Consider the following 2281-nt stretch of genomic DNA (forward strand, 5'->3'; position numbering starts at 1 on the left):
CGCAAGGCGCCCGCACGGGGCGCGGGCCGGCCCAAGCCAGGCGGGAAGCAGGGCGGCAAGCAGCAGGGCGGCAAGCGCGGCAAGCCGCGCAAGAGGTCGTAGTCCCGTCCGGCGGACGGTTATTCGTCCGCCGCGGGCCGCGGCCCCGGCGCCCCCGCCCGCAGCCCGTCCATCACCAGATCCAGCAGGCGGCCCGCGCGGGACTGCCAGTCGCCGTGCGGGTCGATCAGCCACAGGCCCGCGATGGCCAGCATGAAGTCGTCCGGGGTGAGGCCGGGGCGGACGGTGCCCGCCTCCTCGTTCGCGTCGAGCAGCAGCGTGACGGCCTGCGTCAACGGGCCGTGCGCCAGGTTCTTGAAGGTGCCGCGCGCCGTCGTCGCCTCGCGCAGCGCGTCCGCGAGCCCCGCCTTGGCCATCGCGTACTGTGCGAGCCGGTCCATCCACTCGCGCAGGGCGACCTGCGGCGGCCGGGAGCACAGCAACTGGGCCGCGGTGTCGGCGACTTGCTGCACCTCGTACCGGTACACCTCCAGGACGAGGGCCTCCCGGCTCGGGAAGTTGCGGTAGAACGTGCCCTGCCCGACGCCCGCCTTCCGCGCGATGGTGCTCAGTGGTGCGTCCGCCGAGCGCGTCAGCTCGGCCAGCGCCACCTCGAGGATGCGCTCCCGGTTGCGCTGCGCGTCCGAGCGCAGCGTGGCCTGCTCCTTCGGGTGCCGCACGCGTCCTCCTTCGGCCGTGGCGCGGAAACGTCCTTGCTGAGCGGACAGTTGTCCACTACGTTCGGGGAACGTAGAGCGGACAGATGTCCGCTTCGGTCCGTCCACCCTAGCGGGGCAGTGGCCGGCTCCGAGCCGTCCACCCGCCGCCCCGCACCGTACAGCGCTGATTCTCCTCGCATCGGATACGCGAAAGAAGGCTGCTCATGGCCCCAAGGGGCATCTCCACGTCCAGCTCGATCACTTTGCACGTCAATGGAGAGAAGTACACGCTGCCCGTCGACCACCGCACCACGCTGCTCGACGCCCTGCGCGAGCGGCTCGATCTGACCGGCACGAAGAAGGGCTGCGACCAGGGGCAGTGCGGGGCCTGCACCGTGCTCGTCGACGGCCGCCGCACCGTGTCCTGCCTGCAGCTCGCGGTCGCCGCCGAGGGCCGCGACATCACCACCATCGAGGGCGTCGCGGACGGCGACGCGCTCCACCCGGTACAGCAGGCCTTCGTCGAATTCGACGGCTTCCAGTGCGGCTACTGCACCCCCGGGCAGATCTGTTCGGCCCTCGGTGTCCTCCAGGAACACGCGGCCGGCTGGCCGAGCGCCGCGACCCAGGACGTACGGCCCGAGGCGGGCGTGCCCGCCCTGACGCCCGAGGAGATCCGGGAACGGATGAGCGGGAACCTGTGCCGCTGCGGGGCGTACGTGTCGATCGTGCAAGCCGTCGCACAGGCCGCCGAGAGCACGAAGGAGCAGCTGGCGTGAGGGAGTTCGGATACGAGAGGGCGCTCGACGTGCCCGGCGCCGTGGCCGTGCTCGGGGCCGACCCCGAGGCGCGCTTCCTCGGCGGCGGCACCAATCTGGTCGACCTGATGAAGGCGGGTGTGGAACGCCCCGCGCACCTGGTCGACGTACGCGAACTGCCGCTGGACCGCATCGAGCCGACGGACGACGGCGGTCTGCGGATCGGGGCCACCGTCACCAACAGCGACCTCGCCGCGCACCCCGAAGTGCGCCGCCGCTACCCGGCGTTGGCCCAGGCCGTGCTCGCGGGCGCGTCCGGCCAGCTGCGCAACATGGCTACCGTCGGCGGGAACCTGCTCCAGCGCACCCGCTGCGGCTACTTCACCGACCTGTCCAAACCGTGCAACAAGCGGGAGCCCGGCAGTGGTTGCCCCGCCGTCAAGGGTGAGCACCGCAACCACGCGATCCTCGGCGCGAGTGGGGCGTGCGTGGCCGTGCACCCGTCCGACATGGGCGTCGCGCTCGCCGCCTTCGACGCCGTCGTGCACTACGAAACCGTCGACGGGCACGGGGAGTTGGCGCTCGAGGACTTCTACCGGCCCGTCGGGCAGACCCCGCACCTGGAGACGGCCCTGCCGGCCGGTGCGCTCATCACCGCGGTGACCCTGCCGCCCGCGCCCGTCGCCGCCCGCTCCCGCTACCGCAAGGTCCGCGAGCGCGCCTCGTACGCCTTCGCCATCGGCTCCGCCGCCGTCGCCCTCGACGTCCGCGACGGCGTCGTGCACGACGCACGGCTGGCCTTCGGTGCGGTCGCCTCCCGGCCGT

3 protein-coding genes are annotated in these 2281 nt (G+C 72.6%); 2 read left to right on the plus strand and 1 reads right to left on the minus strand.

The features are described from left to right. Window positions 1–119 precede the first annotated feature (119 nt). A complete protein-coding gene (locus G3I40_RS02950; protein ID WP_164300574.1) occupies window positions 120–719 on the minus strand; it encodes a TetR/AcrR family transcriptional regulator in 600 nt (199 codons plus the stop codon). 203 nt (window positions 720–922) lie between these two features. Here G3I40_RS02950 and G3I40_RS02955 point away from each other — a divergent pair, with 203 nt between their 5' ends. Both G3I40_RS02955 and G3I40_RS02960 read left to right on the plus strand, forming a co-directional pair. After that, window positions 923–1477: a 2Fe-2S iron-sulfur cluster-binding protein gene (locus G3I40_RS02955; RefSeq protein ID WP_164300575.1), complete on the plus strand. Its 555-nt coding sequence runs from the start codon at window positions 923–925 to the stop codon at window positions 1475–1477. Further along, the coding region (locus G3I40_RS02960) for a xanthine dehydrogenase family protein subunit M (RefSeq protein ID WP_164300576.1) at window positions 1474–2281 on the plus strand (808 nt) is incomplete at its 3' end. The genes G3I40_RS02955 and G3I40_RS02960, both read left to right, overlap by 4 nt.

This window comes from Streptomyces sp. SID14478, assembly GCF_010548525.1.
In the GTDB taxonomy this organism is placed as follows: Bacteria; Actinomycetota; Actinomycetes; order Streptomycetales; family Streptomycetaceae; genus Streptomyces.